The sequence below is a fragment of the Streptomyces sp. NBC_01408 genome, from assembly GCF_026340255.1.
Lineage (GTDB): Bacteria > Actinomycetota > Actinomycetes > Streptomycetales > Streptomycetaceae > Streptomyces.
Genome location: NZ_JAPEPJ010000002.1, coordinates 958,605 through 977,041, shown reverse-complemented (window position 1 = coordinate 977,041; position 18,437 = coordinate 958,605). Strand labels below are relative to the sequence as shown.

Annotated in this window: 17 protein-coding genes; 15 read left to right on the top strand and 2 right to left on the bottom strand. The window is 71.9% G+C overall.

Annotated features, from left to right (window positions below):
* Nucleotides 1-94 precede the first annotated feature (94 nt).
* A complete protein-coding gene (locus OG447_RS26530) occupies nt 95-232 on the bottom strand; it encodes a hypothetical protein (protein WP_266939840.1) in 138 nt (45 codons plus the stop codon).
* Here OG447_RS26530 and OG447_RS26525 point away from each other — a divergent pair, their 5' ends adjacent.
* The 15 genes from OG447_RS26525 (at nt 233) to OG447_RS26455 (ending at nt 17,482) form a co-directional block, all read left to right on the top strand.
* Entirely contained in the window at nt 233-1,840 is a 1,608-nt protein-coding gene (locus tag OG447_RS26525; protein ID WP_266939839.1) for a DUF5941 domain-containing protein, read from the top strand.
* Entirely contained in the window at nt 1,837-2,589 is a 753-nt protein-coding gene (locus OG447_RS26520; protein ID WP_266939837.1) for a phosphocholine cytidylyltransferase family protein, read from the top strand. The genes OG447_RS26525 and OG447_RS26520 overlap by 4 nt, the downstream gene beginning before the upstream one ends.
* Complete coding sequence (locus OG447_RS26515; RefSeq protein WP_266939836.1) at nt 2,577-3,638, top strand: iron-containing alcohol dehydrogenase family protein; 1,062 nt, start codon at nt 2,577-2,579, stop codon at nt 3,636-3,638. Before OG447_RS26520 ends, OG447_RS26515 begins: the two co-directional genes overlap by 13 nt.
* Nucleotides 3,616-4,395, top strand: a complete 780-nt coding sequence (locus OG447_RS26510) for a CDP-alcohol phosphatidyltransferase family protein (RefSeq protein ID WP_266939835.1) — start codon at nt 3,616-3,618, stop codon at nt 4,393-4,395. Before OG447_RS26515 ends, OG447_RS26510 begins: the two co-directional genes overlap by 23 nt.
* 8 nt (nt 4,396-4,403) lie before the next feature.
* Nucleotides 4,404-5,276, top strand: coding sequence for a glycosyltransferase family 2 protein (locus OG447_RS26505; RefSeq protein WP_266940157.1), 873 nt, complete (start codon nt 4,404-4,406; stop codon nt 5,274-5,276).
* A gap of 95 nt (nt 5,277-5,371) precedes the next feature.
* Nucleotides 5,372-6,301, top strand: coding sequence for an ABC transporter permease (locus OG447_RS26500; RefSeq protein ID WP_266939834.1), 930 nt, complete (start codon nt 5,372-5,374; stop codon nt 6,299-6,301).
* Nucleotides 6,294-7,076 carry an ABC transporter ATP-binding protein gene (locus tag OG447_RS26495; RefSeq protein ID WP_266939833.1) on the top strand — a complete coding sequence of 261 codons (783 nt, stop codon included), beginning with the start codon at nt 6,294-6,296 and terminating at the stop codon, nt 7,074-7,076. The genes OG447_RS26500 and OG447_RS26495 overlap by 8 nt, the downstream gene beginning before the upstream one ends.
* A 366-nt stretch (nt 7,077-7,442) precedes the next feature.
* Entirely contained in the window at nt 7,443-8,381 is a 939-nt protein-coding gene (gene hpnC / locus OG447_RS26490) for a squalene synthase HpnC (RefSeq protein ID WP_266939832.1), read from the top strand.
* Between the two features lie 8 nt (nt 8,382-8,389).
* Nucleotides 8,390-9,358, top strand: a complete 969-nt coding sequence (gene hpnD / locus OG447_RS26485; RefSeq protein WP_266939830.1) for a presqualene diphosphate synthase HpnD — start codon at nt 8,390-8,392, stop codon at nt 9,356-9,358.
* Between the two features lie 157 nt (nt 9,359-9,515).
* Nucleotides 9,516-10,904: a hydroxysqualene dehydroxylase HpnE gene (gene hpnE, locus OG447_RS26480; protein WP_266939828.1), complete on the top strand. Its 1,389-nt coding sequence runs from the start codon at nt 9,516-9,518 to the stop codon at nt 10,902-10,904.
* On the top strand, nt 10,901-12,055 hold the full coding sequence (locus tag OG447_RS26475; RefSeq protein ID WP_266939827.1) for a polyprenyl synthetase family protein: 1,155 nt from the start codon (nt 10,901-10,903) through the stop codon (nt 12,053-12,055). Before hpnE ends, OG447_RS26475 begins: the two co-directional genes overlap by 4 nt.
* Before the next feature lie 126 nt (nt 12,056-12,181).
* Nucleotides 12,182-14,371: a squalene--hopene cyclase gene (gene shc / locus OG447_RS26470; protein WP_266939826.1), complete on the top strand. Its 2,190-nt coding sequence runs from the start codon at nt 12,182-12,184 to the stop codon at nt 14,369-14,371.
* The gene (locus tag OG447_RS26465) at nt 14,371-15,018 is read left to right on the top strand and encodes a 1-hydroxy-2-methyl-2-butenyl 4-diphosphate reductase (RefSeq protein WP_266939825.1); all 648 of its coding nucleotides are present in this window, start codon (nt 14,371-14,373) and stop codon (nt 15,016-15,018) included. Before shc ends, OG447_RS26465 begins: the two co-directional genes overlap by 1 nt.
* A gap of 5 nt (nt 15,019-15,023) precedes the next feature.
* Nucleotides 15,024-16,055, top strand: coding sequence for an adenosyl-hopene transferase HpnH (gene hpnH, locus OG447_RS26460; protein ID WP_266939824.1), 1,032 nt, complete (start codon nt 15,024-15,026; stop codon nt 16,053-16,055).
* Nucleotides 16,052-17,482, top strand: a complete 1,431-nt coding sequence (locus tag OG447_RS26455; protein WP_266939823.1) for an aspartate aminotransferase family protein — start codon at nt 16,052-16,054, stop codon at nt 17,480-17,482. Before hpnH ends, OG447_RS26455 begins: the two co-directional genes overlap by 4 nt.
* A gap of 19 nt (nt 17,483-17,501) precedes the next feature.
* On the opposite strand, the gene OG447_RS26450 is transcribed toward OG447_RS26455, so the two are convergent.
* A complete protein-coding gene (locus OG447_RS26450; protein ID WP_266940155.1) occupies nt 17,502-18,290 on the bottom strand; it encodes a tyrosine-protein phosphatase in 789 nt (262 codons plus the stop codon).
* Nucleotides 18,291-18,437 lie beyond the last annotated feature (147 nt).

Genomic DNA, 18,437 nt, shown 5'->3' with positions numbered 1-18,437 from the left:
GTGCCGCCGCCCGACGAGGCGCCGGTCCAGAATCCGTCGCAAGGAGTGAGTTCGTCTGCCGACCGTCATCCTCACCGGCCTGCCGGTCCCCGGATCACCGCTCACGGACGAGCTGCGCGGTCTCGGCTTCGACGTCCGCCCCGCCGCCGGTCCTGAAGAGGCCGCCGCGGCGCTGGCCGACGTACCCGCCGACCAGCGGGTGGCCGTCGTCGACAGCGCCTTCGTCGGCCATGTGCACGCCCTGCGCCTCGCGCTGACCGACCCGCGCTTCGACGCCTGCGCCGTCGCCGGCGCCTTCGCCGTCCAGCCCGGTGGCCGGGCGGCCCTGGACAAGGCCGCCGCCACCGCGGGCGACGGGGCCGGCTCCTACGCCGACCGGCTCGCCGCCGGGGCCGAGGCCGCCGGGACCACCGTCCAGCGGCCCGAGCTCGGCACCCTCGTCGCCGCCGTGCCGGCCACCGCCGCCGAGCGGGACGCGGCCGTCGCCGCCGTCGCAGCCGTGGACGAGGAGGCCGTACGCCTGCGGACCGCCGTGAAGTCCCGCGACGGGTTCTTCACCACCTTCTTGATCAGCCCGTACTCGCGCTACATCGCCCGCTGGTGCGCGCGCCGCGGCCTGACCCCGAACCAGGTCACCACCGCCTCGCTGATCACCGCGCTCGTCGCGGCCGGCTTCGCCGCCACCGGCGATCGCTGGGGCTACGTGGCGGCCGGTGTGCTGCTCCTCGTCTCCTTCGTCCTGGACTGCACCGACGGGCAGCTCGCCCGCTACTCGCTCCAGTACTCGACGATGGGCGCCTGGCTCGACGCGACCTTCGACCGCGCCAAGGAGTACGCCTTCTACGCGGGCCTCGCGCTCGGCGCCGCCAGGAACGGCGACGACGTCTGGGCCCTGGCCGTCGGCGCCATGATCCTCATGACCTGCCGGCACGTCGTGGACTTCTCCTTCAACGAGGCCAACCACGACGCGACCGCCAACACGAGCCCAACGGCCGCCCTCTCCGACCGGCTCGACAGCGTCGGCTGGACCGTGTGGGTCCGGCGGATGATCATCCTTCCGATCGGTGAGCGCTGGGCGATGATCGCGGTGCTGACCGCCGTCACCACCCCCCGGATCGTGTTCTACGCCCTGCTCGTCGGCTGCGCCTTCGGCGCGCTCTACACCACCGCCGGCCGGGTCCTGCGCTCCCTGACCCGCAAGGCGACCCGTACCGACCGGGCCGCCCAGGCCCTGTACGACCTCACCGACTCCGGCCCGCTCGCCGAGCTCCCGCGCCGGCTGCTGGGGGCCCGCAAGCCGGCCGCGGGCTCCGTGTGGATCGCCGCCTTCGCCGCCGTCGCCCTCATCGGATTCGCCCTGAGCCGCCCGTACGGCGACGCGACGCTGATCGCCGTCGCCGTGCTCTACGCCGTGGCCGCCGGCGAGGCCGTCTCGCGCCCCCTCAAGGGCGCACTGGACTGGCTGATCCCGCCGCTGTTCCGGGCCGCCGAATACGTCACGGTCCTGGTGCTCGCCGCCAAGGCGGACGTCCCCGGGGCCCTCCCCGCGGCATTCGGCCTGATCGCGGCGGTCGCCTACCATCACTACGACACGGTGTACCGCATTCGCGGTGGCACCGGCGCGCCCCCGCACTGGCTGGTGCGGACGATCGGCGGCCACGAGGGCCGGGTCCTGCTGACCACGGTGCTGGCCGCCGCCCTCGCGACGCGCGAAACGGACTTCCCCGTCGCGCTCACGGCCATGGCCGTGTTCGTGGCACTCGTGGTGCTCGTGGAGAGCATCCGCTTCTGGGTCTCCACCGGAGCACCCGCCGTACATGACGAAGGAGAACCAGCATGATCGGCCTTGTACTCGCGGCCGGTGCCGGACGCCGCCTGCGTCCCTACACCGACACCCTGCCCAAGGCCCTCGTGCCCGTCGGTCCCGAGGGCCAGGAGGAGAGCCTGACGGTTCTCGACCTGACGCTCGGCAACTTCGCCGAGGTCGGCCTCACCGAGGTCGCCGTCGTCGTCGGCTACCGCAAGGAAGCCGTCTACGAGCGCCGCGAGGCGCTGGAGGCCAAGTACGGAGTCAAGATCACGCTGATCGACAACGACAAGGCCGAGGAGTGGAACAACGCCTACTCCCTGTGGTGCGCGCGTGACGTCCTGAAGCAGGGCGTGATCCTCGCCAACGGCGACACCGTCCACCCGGTCTCCGTCGAGAAGACCCTGCTCGCGGCCCGCGGCAACGGCAAGAAGATCATCCTCGCCCTCGACACGGTCAAGAACCTGGCCGACGAGGAGATGAAGGTCGTCACCGCCGACGGCCAGGGCGTCCGGAAGATCACCAAGCTCATGGACCCCGCCGACGCCACCGGCGAGTACATCGGCGTCACCCTCATCGAGCCCGAGGCCGCCGAGCAGCTGGCCGAGGCGCTGAAGACCACGTTCGAGCGCGACCCCGACCTCTACTACGAGGACGGCTACCAGCAGCTCGTCAACGACGGCTTCACCATCGACGTGGCCCCCATCGGCGACGTCAAGTGGGTCGAGATCGACAACCACGACGACCTCGCCAAGGGCCGGACGATCGCATGCCAGTACTGACGAGGCTGATCCCCTCGCCCGTTGTCGTCGACATCAGCCGCGGGGCGATGGACGATCTCGCCGGCCTCCTGGCCGACCAGCGGATCTCCGCGTCCGGCAAGCTGGCGATCGCGATCAGCGGCGGCTCCGGCGTGGCGCTGCGCGCCAAGCTGGAGCCCGTGCTGCCGCACGCCGACTGGTACCCGGTCGTCGACGGCACCATCGACTCCGCCGTCAAGCTGGCCGACGACATAAAGGGCCGTCGCTACGACGCCGTCGTGGGCCTGGGCGGCGGCAAGATCATCGACGTGACGAAGTACGCCGCGGCGCGGGTCGGCCTGCCCATGGTGGCCGTCGCCACCAACCTGTCGCACGATGGCATCTGCTCGCCGGTGTCCATCCTGGACAACGACAACGGGCGGGGCTCCTACGGCGTCCCCACCCCCATCGCCATGGTGATCGACCTCGATGTGATCAAGGACGCCCCGGTGCGGTTCATCCGCGCGGGCATCGGCGACGCGATCTCCAACATCTCCGCCATCGCCGACTGGGAGCTCTCGCACAAGATCACCGGCGAGGCCGTGGACGGCCTGGCCGCCGCCATGGCCCGGACCGCCGGCGAGTCCGTGCTGCGCCACCCCGGCGGCTGCGGCGACGACGAGTTCCTCACCGTGCTGTCCGAGGCCCTCGTCCTCTCCGGCATCGCCATGTCGATCAGCGGGGACAGCCGGCCCTCCTCCGGTGCCTGCCACGAGATCAGCCACGCCTTCGACCTGCTCTACCCGGGGCGCTCCGCGCTCCACGGGGAGCAGGTCGGCATCGGCGCCGCCTTCGCCATGCACCTGCGGGGGGCCGCCGAGATGTCCGGCCTCTTCGTCGAGGTGCTGCGCGGCCACGGCCTGCCCGTGCTGCCCGAGGAGATCGGCTTCAGCGTCGACGAGTTCGTCTCCGCCGTCGAGTACGCACCCCAGACCCGTCCGGGACGCTTCACCATCCTGGAGCACCTCAACCTGTCCGCCGCCGAGATCAGGGACGCTTACGCCGACTATGCCAAGACCATCCGTAGCTGAACTCCGGCCCGTCGTTCACCCGGCGGGCGTCAAGGACCGGGTCAGCGGCGAGCACTGGGGCGGGCGCCTCTACATGCGCGAGATCTCCCTGCGCATCACCCGTCTCCTGGTCACCACCAAGGTCACGCCCAACCAGCTGACCTACGTGATGACCCTCGCCGGTGTCCTCGCGCTCCCGGCCCTGCTGGTGCCCGGCATCCTGGGTGCCTTCCTCGGCGTGGTCGCGGTCCAGCTGTACCTGCTGCTCGACTGCGTCGACGGCGAAGTCGCCCGCTGGAAGAAGCAGTTCTCGCTCTCCGGGGTCTACCTGGACCGGGTCGGCGCGTACCTGTGCGACGCGGCGGTGCTGGTGGGCTTCGGCCTGCGCGCCTCCGACCTGTGGGGCGGCGGGCGCATCGACTGGCTGTGGGCCTTCCTGGGCACCCTCGCGGCGCTCGGCGCGATCCTCATCAAGGCCGAGACCGACCTGGTCGGCGTCGCCCGCCACCAGGCCGGCAAGCCGGTCGTCAAGGACGCGGCGGCCGAGCCGCGTTCGTCCGGCATGGCGCTCGCCCGCCGGGCCGCCGGCGCGCTGAAGTTCCACCGGCTGGTCCTCGGCATCGAGGCGTCCCTGCTGATCCTGGTGCTGGCCGTGCTGGACCAGGTCCGGGGCGACCTGTTCTTCTCCCGGCTGGGAGTCGCCGTACTGGCCGCCATCGCGCTGCTCCAGACGGTGCTGCACCTGGTGTCGATCCTGGCCTCCAGCAGGCTCAAGTGACGGCCCCGATGCGGCTGGGCGCCGTCATCATCACCATGGGCAACCGGCCCGACGAGCTCAAGGCGCTCCTCGACTCCGTGGCCCGCCAGGACGGCGACCCGGTCGAGGTCGTCGTCGTGGGCCAGGGCGTCAAGGTCACCGGGCTCCCCGAGGGCGTCCGCAGCGTCGAGCTCCCCGAGAACCTGGGCATCCCGGGCGGCCGCAACGTCGGCATCGAGGCCTTCGGCCCCGGCGGCCGCGAAGTGGACGCGCTGCTCTTCCTCGACGACGACGGACTGCTGGAGCGGACCGACACCGCCGAGCTGTGCCGCCAGGCCTTCGCCGAGGACCCCCGCCTCGGGATCGTCAGCTTCCGGATCGCCGATCCGGAGACCGGCCAGACCCAGCGCCGGCACGTACCGAGGCTGCGCGCCTCGGACCCGATGCGCTCCTCCCGCGTCACCACCTTCCTGGGCGGCGCCAACGCCGTCCGCACGGCGGTGTTCGAGCAGGTCGGAGACCTTCCGGGGGAGTTCTTCTACGCTCATGAGGAGACCGACCTGGCTTGGCGGGCGCTCGACGCAGGGTGGCTGATCGACTACCGGGCGGACATGGTGCTGCTGCACCCGACCACCGCCCCCTCCCGGCACGCGGTCTACCACCGTATGGTGGCCCGTAACCGGGTGTGGCTCGCCCGCCGCAACCTGCCCGTTCCGCTTGTCCCGGTCTACCTGGGCGTCTGGCTCCTGCTGACGCTCCTGCGCAGGCCTTCGGCAGCGGCGCTCAAGGCCTGGTTCGGCGGGTTCAGGGAGGGGTGGACCACTCCCTGCGGGCCCCGGCGTCCCATGAGATGGCGTACGGTCTGGCGGCTGACCCGGCTGGGCAGACCACCTGTCATCTGACGAGCCCGCGTCTGGGAACATGACGCGATCACGGGCCTCGTGCCACCAGCCTGATGCCCGATCCGGCCGCATCTTGAAGACGAAAGTTTCAACTTGTGAGTGACACAACCCACGACGGCGCCCTCGCCACGAGCAGGCCGCCGTCCGAAGACGCGGGGCTGAGCCCCGCGGAGCTCGCCAGGAAGTACGGCCTCTCCGTGAGCGGCGCCCGGCCCGGTCTGGGCGAGTACGTGCGGCAGCTCTGGGGCAGGCGCCACTTCATCATGGCCTTCTCCCGGGCCAAGCTGATGGCGCAGTACAGCCAGGCGAAGCTCGGCCAGGTCTGGCAGGTGGCGACCCCGCTGCTGAACGCGGCCGTCTACTGGCTGATCTTCGGGCTGATCCTCGGTGCGGGCAAGGAGATGCCGCCGGGCGTCTACGTCCCGTTCCTGATGATGGGCATCTTCGTCTTCACCTTCACGCAGAGCTCGGTGATGGCGGGCGTCCGGGCGATCTCCGGGAACCTCGGGCTGGTACGGGCACTGCACTTCCCGCGAGCCGCCCTCCCGGTGTCCTTCTCGTTGCAGCAGCTCCAGCAGCTGATGTACTCGATGATCGTCGTCTTCGTGATCGCGATCAGCTTCGGCAACTACCCGCAGCTCTCCTGGCTGCTGGTGATCCCGACGCTGGCGCTGCAGTTCGTCTTCAACACCGGCCTCGCCATGATCTTCGCGCGGATGGGTTCCAAGACCCCCGACCTGGCGCAGCTGATGCCGTTCGTGATGCGTACCTGGATGTACGCCTCCGGGGTCATGTTCCCGATCGGGATCTACCTCAAGGACCAGCCGCAGTGGATCAGCGACGTGCTGCTGTGGAACCCGGTGGCGATCTACATGGACCTCATCCGGTTCGCCCTGATCGACGACTACGGCAGCAGCAACCTGCCTCCGCACGTCTGGCTCTTCGCAGTGGGCTGGGCCGCCGTGATCGGCCTCGGCGGCTTCGTGTACTTCTGGAAGTCTGAGGAGCGTTACGGCCGTGGCTGACAACACCCAGGGGCGCGTCCCCACCGTGATCGCGGACGACGTCCACATCGTCTACCGGGTCAACACCGGCGGAGGCGGCAAGGGCGCGGCCACCGCCGCGCTCAGCAAGATACTCCGCCGGGGCAAGGGCGACGCTCCGGGCGTCCGCCGGGTCCACGCGGTGCGCGGAGTCTCCTTCACGGCGTACCGGGGCGAGGCGATCGGTCTCATCGGCTCCAACGGCTCCGGCAAGTCCACCCTGCTGCGGGCCATTGCCGGCCTGCTGCCCTGCGAGGCCGGCAAGGTCTACACGGACGGCCAGCCCTCGCTGCTGGGCGTGAATGCGGCCCTGATGAACGACCTCACCGGCGAGCGGAACATCGTTCTCGGCGGTCTCGCGATGGGTATGACCCGCGAGCAGATCAAGCAGCGGTATCAGAGCATCGTCGACTTCTCGGGCATCAACGAGAAGGGGGATTTCATCTCCCTGCCGATGCGCACCTACTCCTCCGGCATGGCGGCGCGTCTGCGTTTTTCCATCGCGGCGGCCAAGGACCACGACGTCCTGATGATCGACGAGGCCCTTGCCACCGGTGACCGCAGCTTCCAGGTGCGTTCCGAGGACCGCATCCGCGAGCTGCGGGAGAAGGCCGGCACCGTCTTCCTGGTCAGCCACAACAACAAGTCCATCCGCGACACCTGTGACCGGGTGCTGTGGCTGGAGAAGGGCGAACTCCTGATGGACGGGCCCACGGAGGAAGTCGTCTCGGCCTACGAGAAGGCGACCAACGGCTGACGGTCCCCGGGCCGCGGCGTGACGCTGCGCACTCCCCAGCGGACTCCCGAAGGCCCCCGCCGCACAGCGTGGCGGGGGCCTCGGCATGTCCCCGCGTGCGCCGGGACGACATTCAGTGGCGGAGTGAATACCCGAGCGGCTTCCGCGCCGTTGTACAGCGTAAGCTGAAGCAGTCCTGAATCGGGGACAAGAGGGACGATTCCCCGCAGGTGAACGGCCCGGGGGCACCCCGGGGAAATACCTGGCGGCGTGTCCGAAATAGGATGTATTAGGTCGGCAGTGTAGAACGGGAGATGTGACGGCAATGGCTACGGGAATTCTCCGGCCCCCAGGTAATGCGGCCGTCCCCGCCCCGGGCGGCGGGCGGTGACCCCGGGGCACCGCACCCGCCCCCTGCCCGACACGGTCCACGCGCGCGCCACCCTCGGAAAGGCCCGGGCGGAGAACTTCCCCGTCGCCCCCTCCTTCCTTCCCCGCGCCTGGCGCGAGGGCCTCATGGCGGTCTACGGCTACGCCCGCCTCGTCGACGACATCGGCGACGGCGACCTCGCCCCCGGCGGCCGGGACGCCGTGCTCCTCGGCCTCGACCCCGCCGCGACGGACGACCGGCTCGCCATGCTCGACGCCCTCGAGGCCGACCTGCTGCGCGTCTTCGACGGATCCGGCGGACCCGGTGGTCAGCCGCGCCATCCGCTGCTCCTCGACCTCCAGCCCGTGGTCCGCGCCCACGGCCTCACCCCCGAGCCGTTCCTCGGGCTGATCGGGGCCAACCGCCAGGACCAGCGCGTCACGCGCTACGAGACGTACGAGGACCTCGTCGGCTACTGCGAGCTCTCCGCCAACCCGGTGGGCCGCCTCGTCCTGTCCCTCACCGGCACCAGCACCCCCGAACGGATCCGCCGCTCCGACGCGGTCTGCACCGCCCTGCAGATCGCCGAACACCTCCAGGACGTCACCGAGGACCTCGGCCGGGACCGGATCTACCTCCCCGCCCAGGACATGCGCCGCTTCCACGTGACCGAGGCCGACCTGCGGGCCCCGTCCGCGGGTGCCTCCGTACGCTCCCTGATCGCATACGAGACCCAGCGCGCCCGCGACCTCCTGGACGAAGGCAGCCCGCTCGTGGGCAGCGTGCACGGCCGGCTCCGGCTGCTGCTCGCGGGCTTCGTGGGAGGGGGGCGCGCCGCCCTCGGAGCCGTCACCGCCGCCGGCTTCGACGTACTTCCCGGCCCGCCCAAGCCCACCAAGAGCGGCCTGCTCCGCGAGGTTGCCGCCGTCCTGCGCACAGCGCCGAGAAAGGGGTGAGCCCGATCGTGGAGGGCCCCACACACGCGTACGCACCGTACGCGCCGTCCGCACCGGTCCTGGCGGCCTACAGCTACTGCGAAGCCGTCACCGGCTCGCAGGCGCGCAACTTCGCTTACGGCATCCGGCTGTTGCCCACCGACAAGCGGCAGGCGATGTCCGCCCTGTACGCCTTCTCCCGGCGCGTCGACGACATCGGCGACGGCACGCTGGAACCGGAGGCCAAGCTGGCAAGGCTGGAGGAGACCCGCGCCCTGCTCGGCCGGATCCGCTCCGGGGAGATCGACGAGGACGACACCGACCCGGTGGCCGTCGCCCTCACGCACGCCGCCCGCCGGTTCCCGATCCCGCTCGGCGGCCTCGACGAACTCATCGACGGCGTCCTCATGGACGTGCGCGGCGAGACCTACGAGACCTGGGACGACCTCAAGGCCTACTGCCGCTGCGTGGCCGGAGCCATCGGGCGGCTCTCGCTCGGCGTGTTCGGCACGGTCGCCGCCGCGGGCCCCGGCGTCCCGGACGCCTCGCGCGCCGCGGAGTACGCCGACACCCTCGGCCTCGCCCTGCAACTCACCAACATCCTCCGGGACGTTCGCGAGGACGCGGCCAACGGACGCACCTACCTGCCCGCCGAGGACCTCGCCAAGTTCGGCTGCTCCGGAGGCTTCCACAGCGACCGGGCACCAGCCGGCGCCGACTTCGCCGGGCTCGTCCACCACGAAGTACGGCGCGCCCGGGCCCTGTTCGTCGAGGGATACCGGCTGCTGCCCATGCTCGACCGGCGCAGCGGCGCCTGCGTGGCCGCCATGGCGGGCATCTACCGGCGCCTGCTCGACCGGATCGAGCGGGAGCCGGAGGCCGTGCTGCGCGGCCGCGTCTCGCTGCCGACGCACGAGAAGGCGTACGTCGCCGTGCGCGGCCTGTCCGGCCTCGACGCGCGGACCATCTCCCGCCAGAGCACGAGGAGGCGGAGCTGATGGCGCCGCTCACGTCTACCCGCCCGCCCGGCGAGGCGGGCGGCGCCCGGGCAACCCGCGCGCGCGGGATCGCGTCTCTTCCGGCGGGCTCCGGCCCCGCCCCGGACGGGCGGACGGCCGTGCCGGCGGGCCGGAACACGACAGGCGGGGAGGACGCATGAGCGGCAGCGACACCGGCGCCGGCCGGGCCGTCGTCGTGGGCGGCGGACTCGCCGGGGTCACCACCGCCCTCGAACTCGCCGACGCCGGACTGCGGGTCACCCTGCTCGAAGGCCGGCCCAGGCTCGGCGGGCTCGCCTTCTCCTTCAAGCGCGGCGAACTCACCGTGGACAACGGCCAGCACGTGTACCTGCGCTGCTGCACCGCCTACCGCTGGTTCCTCGACCGCGTCGACGGAGCCGCCCTCGCCCCGCTCCAGGACCGGCTCGACGTCCCCGTACTCGACGTCGCCCACCCCCGCGGGCCGCGCCTGGGCCGGCTGCGCCGCAGCGCCCTGCCCGTGCCCCTGCACCTGGCCGCGTCCCTCGCGACCTACCCGCACCTCTCCCTCGCCGAACGGGCGAGCGTCGGGCGGGCCGCCCTCGCGCTGCGCCGCCTCGACCCCGCCGACCCCGCCCTCGACGGCATCGACTTCGCGACCTGGCTCGGCCGCTACGGCCAGTCCCCGCGTACCATCGAGGCCCTGTGGGACCTCGTGGGCATCGCCACCCTCAACGCCACCGCCGAGCAGTCCTCCCTCGGCCTCGCCGCCATGGTCTTCAAGACCGGCCTGCTCTCCGAGAACGGCGCCGCCGACATCGGCTGGGCCCGCGTACCCCTCGGCGACCTGCACGACACGCTCGCCCGCAAGGCGCTCGACGCGGCCGGCGTGCGGACCGTACTGCGCGCCCGGGCCACCGCCGTCTCCCGTACGCAGGAGGGCGGTTGGCGCATCGACACCGAGGAGGAGTCCCTCGACGCGGAGACCGTCGTCCTCGCCGTCCCGCAGCGCGAGGCGCACGCCCTGCTCCCCGCCGGCGCCCTCGCCGACCCCGACAAACTCCTCGACATCGGCACCGCGCCCATCCTCAACGTCCACGTCGTCTACGACCGCAAGGTGCTCAAGCAGCCCTTCTTCGCCGCCCTCGGCTCCCCGGTCCAGTGGGTCTTCGACCGCACCGACTCCTCCGGGCTCCCCGACGGCGGCCAGTACCTCGCACTGTCCCAGTCGGTGGCCCAGGACGACATCGACGAACCCGTGTCCGTCCTGCGGCACAAGTACCTGCCCGAGCTGGAACGGCTGCTGCCCGCCGCGCGCGGCGCCAAGGTACGGGACTTCTTCGTCACCCGGGAGCGGACCGCGACCTTCGCCCCCACCCCCGGCGTCGGCCGGCTGCGCCCCGGCCCGCGGACCGACACGCCGGGTCTCTACCTCGCCGGTGCATGGACCGCGACCGGTTGGCCCGCGACCATGGAGAGCGCCGTCCGGAGCGGACTGAGCGCGGCACACGCCGCACTCACCGCGCTCGGCCGCCCCAGCGAACACCCTCTGCAGGAGGCGGCATGACGACGACCAGTACGACCGGCACAGCACTTACAGGAACCAGAGGAGAGCCAGTGAACCCGGGGAATCCGGCTGTCGAGAACACGGATGCCAGTGCGGGCACAGCTGGAGGGGGAGCCGAGAAGGCGGACACGATCGCCCTCCTGGAGCGCGGCCGCACGCTGACGACCCCCGTGCTCCGGGCCGCCGTGGACCGGCTCGCGGCGCCCATGGACACCGTCGCCGCCTACCACTTCGGCTGGATCGACGCCCAGGGCAACCCGGCCGACGGCGACGGGGGCAAGGCCGTGCGACCCGCCCTCGCGCTGCTCTCCGCCGAGGCCGCGGGCGCCGCGGCCGAGGTCGGCATCCCGGGCGCGGTCGCGGTCGAGCTCGTGCACAACTTCTCGCTGCTGCACGACGACCTGATGGACGGCGACGAGCAGCGCCGCCACCGGGACACGGTGTGGAAGGTGCACGGACCGGCCCTCGCGATCCTGGTCGGCGACGCCCTCTTCGCCCTCGCCAACGAGGTGCTGCTGGAGCTCGGCACCGTCGAGGCCGGCCGCGCGGCCCGCCGCCTGACCACGGCCAGCCGCAAGCTCATCGACGGCCAGGCGCAGGACATCTCGTACGAGCACCGCGAGAGCGTCAGCGTCGAGGAGTGCCTGGAGATGGAGGGCAACAAGACCGGCGCCCTCCTCGCCTGCGCCGTCTCGATCGGCGCTGTCCTCGGCGGCGCGGACGACCGCACCGCCGACAAGCTGGAGGAGTACGGCTACCACCTGGGCCTCGCCTTCCAGGCCGTGGACGACCTCCTCGGCATCTGGGGCGACCCGGAGGCCACCGGCAAGCAGACCTGGAGCGACCTGCGCCAGCGCAAGAAGTCCCTGCCGGTCGTCGCCGCCCTCGCGGCGGGTGGACCCGCCTGCGAGGAACTCGCCGAGCTGCTCGCCGCCGACGCCAAGAGCAACGACTTCGAGAACTTCTCGGAGGAGGAGTTCGCGGCCCGCGCCGCGCTCATCGAGGCGGCCGGCGGCCGCCAGTGGACCGCCGACGAGGCGCGCCGCCAGCACGCCGTCGCCGTCCGGGCCCTGGACGACGTCGACATGCCGCAGCGGGTGCGCGACCAGCTCGTCGCCCTCGCCGACTTCGTCGTCGTGCGCAAGAGGTGATCGCCGCCCGGCCGCAGTCCCAGATATGAATCGCGAGTCGCCGGCCGGAGCCGCCGCCTGAGGGCGGCGCGCTCCGGCCGACGGCAGACCCCAGCACAGCAGAGGACACTGTTCTAAGGGGAAGCCATGACAGCGACGACCGACGACGCCGCGGACGCCCGCGGCGCCGACACCGGGGTGGACGCCGTGCCGCGATCCGCCCCCCGTCCGGCGGCGGTGAGCCCGCCGGACCCGGCACGCCGGGCCGCCGGGCCGGGCACGGCCCCGCCGCCCGGGCCGCCACCCGGCCCGCCGCCGGACCCGGGGCGGGACCCCGTGCGGGGCGCGGGGCGCGAGGACGCCGTACGGGGCGCCCGCGAGGCCACCGAGCGGGCGACCCGGCAGCTGCTCGCCCGCCAGGACCCCGAGGGCTGGTGGAAGGGCGACCTGGAGACCAACGTCACCATGGACGCCGAGGACCTGCTGCTGCGCCAGTTCCTCGGGATCCAGGACGAGAGGACCACGTACGCCGCCGCCCTCTTCATCCGCGGCGAGCAGCGGGACGACGGAACCTGGGGCACCTTCCACGGCGGGCCGCCCGAACTCTCCGCCACCATCGAGGCGTACGTGGCCCTGCGGCTGGCCGGTGACGCGCCGGACGCCCCGCACATGGCCCGCGCCTCGGCCTGGATCCGGGCCCACGGCGGGATCGCCGCCGCCCGGGTCTTCACCCGCATCTGGCTGGCCCTCTTCGGCTGGTGGAACTGGGAACACCTGCCCGAACTCCCGCCCGAGCTGGTGTTCCTGCCGCCCTGGGTCCCCCTGAACATCTACGACTTCGGCTGCTGGGCCCGGCAGACCATCGTCCCCCTCACGGTCGTCTCCGCGATCCGCCCGGTCCGTCCGGGCCCCTTCGCGCTGGACGAGCTGCACACCGACGCCAGGGTCCCGAACCCGGCCAGGCGGCCCGCCCCGCTGGCCAGTTGGGAAGGCGCCTTCCAGCGGATGGACAGGGCCCTGCACGTCTACCGGCGGTTCGCCCCGCGCCGGCTGCGCAAGGCGGCCATGGCGAGCGCGAGCCGCTGGATCGTCGAGCGTCAGGAGAACGACGGCTGCTGGGGCGGGATCCAGCCGCCCGCCGTGTACTCCGTCATCGCCCTGCACCTGCTCGGCTACGACCTCGGGCACCCGGTCATGCGCGCCGGGCTGGACTCCCTGGACCGGTTCGCGGTGTGGCGCGAGGACGGCGCCCGGATGATCGAGGCCTGCCAGTCGCCGGTCTGGGACACCTGCCTCGCCGCGATCGCGCTCGCCGACGCGGGCCTGCGGCCCGACCATCCGGCGCTGGTCAAGGCCGCCGACTGGATGCTCGGCGAGGAGATCGTGCGCAGCGGGGACTGGGCCGTACGGCGGCCCGCGCTGGCCCCCGGCGGCTGGGCGTTCGAGTTCCACAACGACACGTACCCCGACATCGACGACACCGCCGAGGTGGTCCTCGCCCTGCGCCGGATCCAGCACCCCGACCCGGCCAGGGTCGAGGCGGCCATCGCCCGCGGGGTGTCCTGGAACCTCGGCATGCAGTCGAGGAACGGCGCGTGGGGCGCCTTCGACGCCGACAACACCAGCCCCTTCCCGAACCGGCTGCCCTTCTGCGACTTCGGCGAGGTCATCGACCCTCCCTCGGCCGACGTCACCGCCCACGTCGTGGAGATGCTGGCCTTCGAGGGCAAGGCGGGCGATGCCCGGACCCGGCGCGGCATCGCCTGGCTGCTCGCCGAACAGGAGCCGGAGGGCGGCTGGTTCGGCCGCTGGGGCACCAACTACGTGTACGGGACCGGCTCGGTGGTCCCGGCGCTCACGGCGGCGGGCATCGCCCCGGGGCATCCCGCGATCCGGCGGGCGGTGCGCTGGCTGGAATCCGTACAGAACGCGGACGGCGGCTGGGGCGAGGACCAGCGCTCCTACAAGGACCGGTCGTGGGCCGGGAAGGGCGCCTCCACCGCCTCGCAGACCGCCTGGGCGCTGATGGCCCTGCTGTCGGCAGGCGAGCGGGACGGCGAGGCGGTGGAACGCGGCGTGGCGTACCTGGTGCGGACGCAGGAGGAGGACGGCACCTGGGACGAGCCGCACTTCACGGGCACCGGCTTCCCCTGGGACTTCTCCATCAACTACCACCTGTACCGCCAGGTGTTCCCGCTCACCGCGCTCGGCCGCTACCTGTACGGGGAGCCGTCCGCGCCGGCCGTGGCGTCCGCGCCGGCCGTGGCGTCCGCGCCGGCCGTGACGTCCGCGCCGGCCGTGGCGCGCACGGCCACGGCCGGGGTCCGGGAAGCGTGATGTCCGCCGAGGCCTCCGCCCCGCTGCTGGTCGCCTGCGCGCTGCGCATCGAGCAGGCCGCGCTGCGCAGCGCGGCCCGCGGCGTGCGCGGTGCGGCGCCGCCCGGGCACACCCTGCTGCGCACCGGCATGGGCCCGCGCGCGGCCGGGCGGGCCGTCTCCCGGGCGCTGGACCGGCCGGGGATGGACCGGGCGGCCGTCCTCGCGACCGGGTTCTGCGCGGGGCTGGTCCCCGGCATGGACCCCGGCGACCTGGTCGTCGCCGAGCAGACCCGGGACCCGCACGGCGACGTCACCTGCACCGGAACCGCCCTGCTCGCCGAGGCACTGGCCCGGGCCGCACCCGGCCGGACCGTCCACATCGGCCCCCTGACCGGATCCGACCACGTGGTCCGCGGCCAGGAGCGCGCGCAGCTGCGCGCCACCGGCGCCATCGCGGTCGACATGGAGTCCGCGGCCACCTTGTGGACCGCCGCCGGCGGCGGTAGCCGTCCAGTTGCGGCCGTCCGGGTGATCGTGGACGCTCCGGAGCATGAGCTCGTCCGCATCGGCACGGTCCGCGGTGGAATATCGGCCTTCCGCGTACTGCGTGCCGTACTGCCCGCGTTTTATGAATGGCACCGTTCTTTGCTGCTCCCCAGGAGGTGAGCCAGATGGCCATGCCGCTGCGCCAGACCATCAGGGTCGGGACCTATCTTCTCGAACAGAAGCTCCGCAAGCGTGAGAAGTTCCCGCTGATCGTCGAGCTGGAACCGCTCTACGCCTGCAACCTGGCCTGTGAGGGGTGCGGGAAGATCCAGCACCCGGCCGGGGTGCTCAAGCAGCGCATGCCGGTCGCCCAAGCGGTCGGCGCCGTGCTGGAGTCCGGCGCGCCCATGGTGTCCATCGCGGGCGGCGAGCCCCTGATGCACCCGCAGATCCACGAGATCGTCCGGCAGCTGGTAGCCAAGCGGAAGTATGTATTCCTCTGCACCAACGCGATGCTGCTGCGCAAGAAGATCGAGAAGTTCACCCCGTCCCCGTACTTCGCCTTCGCCGTGCACATCGACGGCCTGCGCGAGCGGCACGACGAGTCGGTGGCCAAGGAAGGCGTCTTCGACGAGGCCGTCGAGGCCATCAAGGAGGCGAAGAGGCGGGGTTTCCGGGTCACCACCAACTCCACCTTCTTCAACACCGACACACCGCAGACGATCATCGAGGTACTCAACTACCTCAATGACGACCTCCAGGTGGACGAGATGATGATCTCGCCGGCCTACGCCTACGAGAAGGCCCCCGACCAGGAGCACTTCCTGGGCGTGGAACAGACCCGCGACCTCTTCAAGAAGGCCTTCGCGGGCGGCAACCGGCGCCGCTGGCGGCTCAACCACTCGCCGCTCTTCCTGGACTTCCTGGAAGGAAAGGCGGATTTCCCCTGCACCGCCTGGGCGATTCCGAACTACTCCCTCTTCGGCTGGCAGCGCCCCTGCTACCTGATGAGCGACGGCTACGTGCCCACGTACCGCGAGCTGATCAACGACACCGACTGGAGCAAGTACGGCCGCGGGAAGGACCCGCGCTGCGCCAACTGCATGGCGCACTGCGGCTACGAGCCCACCGCCGTCCTCGCCACCATGGGCTCCCTCAAGGAGTCCCTGCGGGCGGCCCGGGAGACGATCGGCGGGAACCGGGACAAGTCGGCATGACCGCAGCCGGACAGGGCCCGGGCGAACAGGCCGGGCGCGGCCGGGGCAAGGGCTTCGACCTCGGCGCCCTGCTGGCCGAGCGCGGCGGCGAACGGTACGAGCTGCACGCCCGGTACCTCAACCACCAACTGCCCCGGATGCTGCACACCATCGGCTTCGACAAGGTCTACGAGCGGGCCGAGGGCGCCCACTTCTGGGACGCCGAGGGCAACGACTACCTCGACATGCTGGCCGGGTTCGGGGTGATGGGCCTGGGCAGGCACCACCCGGTCGTCCGCCGGGCCCTGCACGACGTCCTGGACGCCCAGCTCGCCGACCTCACCCGCTTCGACTGCCAGCCGCTGCCCGGGCTGCTGGCCGAGAAGCTCCTCTCGTACAGCCCGCACCTGGACCGGGTCTTCTTCGGCAACAGCGGCACCGAGGCCGTGGAGACGGCCCTGAAGTTCGCCCGGTTCGCCACCGGGCGGCCGCGGGTCCTCTACTGCGACCACGCCTTCCACGGGCTGACCACGGGCTCGTTGTCGGTGAACGGGGAGAGCGGCTTCCGGGACGGCTTCGCCCCGCTGCTCCCCGACACGAAGATCGCGCTGGGGGACCTGGCCGCCCTGGAGCGGGAGCTGAGGCGCGGGGACGTGGCCGCCTTCGTCGTCGAGCCCATCCAGGGCAAGGGGGTCATCGAGGCTCCGCCCGGGTTCCTGCTCGCCGCGCAGGAGCTCCTGCACCGGCACAAGGCGCTGCTGATCGCGGACGAGGTGCAGACCGGGCTGGGACGAACCGGTGACTTCTACGCGTACCAGCACGAGCCGGGCGTGGAGCCCGACCTGGTGTGCGTGGCCAAGGCGCTGTCGGGCGGCTACGTGCCGGTCGGCGCGACCCTGGGCAAGGACTGGATCTTCAGGAAGGTCTACTCGTCCATGGACCGGGTGCTCGTGCACTCCGCCAGCTTCGGTTCCAACGCACAGGCGATGGCGGCCGGGCTGGCGGTGCTGTCGGTCATGGAGGACGAGGAGGTGGTGGCGAACGCCCGGGCGACGGGGGACCTGCTGCGCGGGCGGCTCGCGGACCTGGTGGACGAGTACGAGCTGCTGCACGAGGTGCGGGGGCGCGGCCTGATGATCGGCATCGAGTTCGGCCGGCCGTCCTCGCTGCGGCTGCGCAGCCGGTGGAGCATGCTCCAGGCGGCCCGCAAGGGGCTGTTCGCCCAGATGGTCGTGGTGCCGCTGCTCCAGAAGCACCGGATCCTCACCCAGGTCTCCGGCGACCACCTCGAGGTGATCAAGCTGATCCCGCCGCTGATCGTGGACGAACGGGACGTCGACCGGTTCGTCGGCGCCTTCCGCGAGGTCATGGACGAGGCGCACGGCGGGTCGGGCCTCATGTGGGACTTCGGCCGGACCCTGGTGAAGCAGGCGGTCGGCAACCGCTGACCGCCTGCTCCGGCGCGCCTCAGACCCCGTCGGTCAGCAGCCGCTCGCGCAGCCGGTCGAGGGTCTCGGGCGTGAGCCCGAGGCCCTCGGCGAGGTAGCGCTCGACCCCGCCCCACCGCTCGTCCATGGTGTCGAAGGCGGCGTTGAGGTACTCGGCCCGGGCGTCGAAGAGCGGGGCGAGGAGCTCCATCACCTCGGGGGAGTGGGCCTCGACCGGCTCGCCGGAGCGGCGCACCCGGTAGCGCCGGTGCGGGGCGTTCGACTCCAGGTAGTCCGCCACGATCGCCTCGCGTTCGACGCCGAGCGCGAGCAGGGTGACGGCGATGGACAGCCCGGCGCGGTCCTTGCCCGCCGCGCAGTGCATCAGGGCCGGGACGCTGTCCTCGGCGAGGGCGTGCACGACCCGGCTGTGCTCGGCGGTGCGCTGCTCGACGATGGTGCGGTACGACTTCGCCATCCGGGCCGCGGCCTTGCCGTCGCCGAGCAGCGAGCGGAGCTGGTCGAGGTCGCCTTCGCGGACCATCTTCCAGAACTCCCGGCCGTCGGCGGGGTCCGACAGCGGGATGTTCACATTGCGTACACCGGGCAGTTCGACGTCCGGCCCCTCCAGTGAATGGTCGGCGTTGTTGCGGAAGTCGAAAATGGTGTGGAGGCCGAGCGATGCGAGAAATTCTGCATCGGTTTCGGTGGCATGTGCCAGATGTCCGCTTCGGAAGAGTTGTCCCGCCCTGACCCTCCGTCCATCGGAGGTCGGAAGTCCGCCCACGTCACGGAAATTGCGCACTCCGGACAGTTCGGGCTCCGGCACCGGCTCCGACCCGGGTCGCGCCGGCGGGGCCGGGGGTATCTGCTGGGTCACGGGAACTCCTCCGCATCGTCGTGGGGTGTCCGAATTGGACTACTTGGCAACAACTTGCCATAAACAGAGGCGAGATCGGGTGCCTCCCCGTGAGCC

Excerpts from the sequence above, each read along its gene's own strand:
- OG447_RS26530 (WP_266939840.1), bottom strand. The coding sequence starts at position 232 with ATGGCCGACGAAGGCGCTGTCGACGACGGCCACCCGCTGGTCGGCGGG.
- OG447_RS26520 (WP_266939837.1), top strand. The coding sequence starts at position 1,837 with ATGATCGGCCTTGTACTCGCGGCCGGTGCCGGACGCCGCCTGCGTCCC.
- OG447_RS26515 (WP_266939836.1), top strand. The coding sequence starts at position 2,577 with ATGCCAGTACTGACGAGGCTGATCCCCTCGCCCGTTGTCGTCGACATC.
- OG447_RS26510 (WP_266939835.1), top strand. The coding sequence starts at position 3,616 with ATGCCAAGACCATCCGTAGCTGAACTCCGGCCCGTCGTTCACCCGGCG.
- OG447_RS26505 (WP_266940157.1), top strand. The coding sequence starts at position 4,404 with ATGCGGCTGGGCGCCGTCATCATCACCATGGGCAACCGGCCCGACGAG.
- hpnE (WP_266939828.1), top strand. The coding sequence starts at position 9,516 with ATGAGCGGCAGCGACACCGGCGCCGGCCGGGCCGTCGTCGTGGGCGGC.
- OG447_RS26475 (WP_266939827.1), top strand. The coding sequence starts at position 10,901 with ATGACGACGACCAGTACGACCGGCACAGCACTTACAGGAACCAGAGGA.
- shc (WP_266939826.1), top strand. The coding sequence starts at position 12,182 with ATGACAGCGACGACCGACGACGCCGCGGACGCCCGCGGCGCCGACACC.
- OG447_RS26465 (WP_266939825.1), top strand. The coding sequence starts at position 14,371 with ATGTCCGCCGAGGCCTCCGCCCCGCTGCTGGTCGCCTGCGCGCTGCGC.
- hpnH (WP_266939824.1), top strand. The coding sequence starts at position 15,024 with ATGGCCATGCCGCTGCGCCAGACCATCAGGGTCGGGACCTATCTTCTC.
- OG447_RS26455 (WP_266939823.1), top strand. The coding sequence starts at position 16,052 with ATGACCGCAGCCGGACAGGGCCCGGGCGAACAGGCCGGGCGCGGCCGG.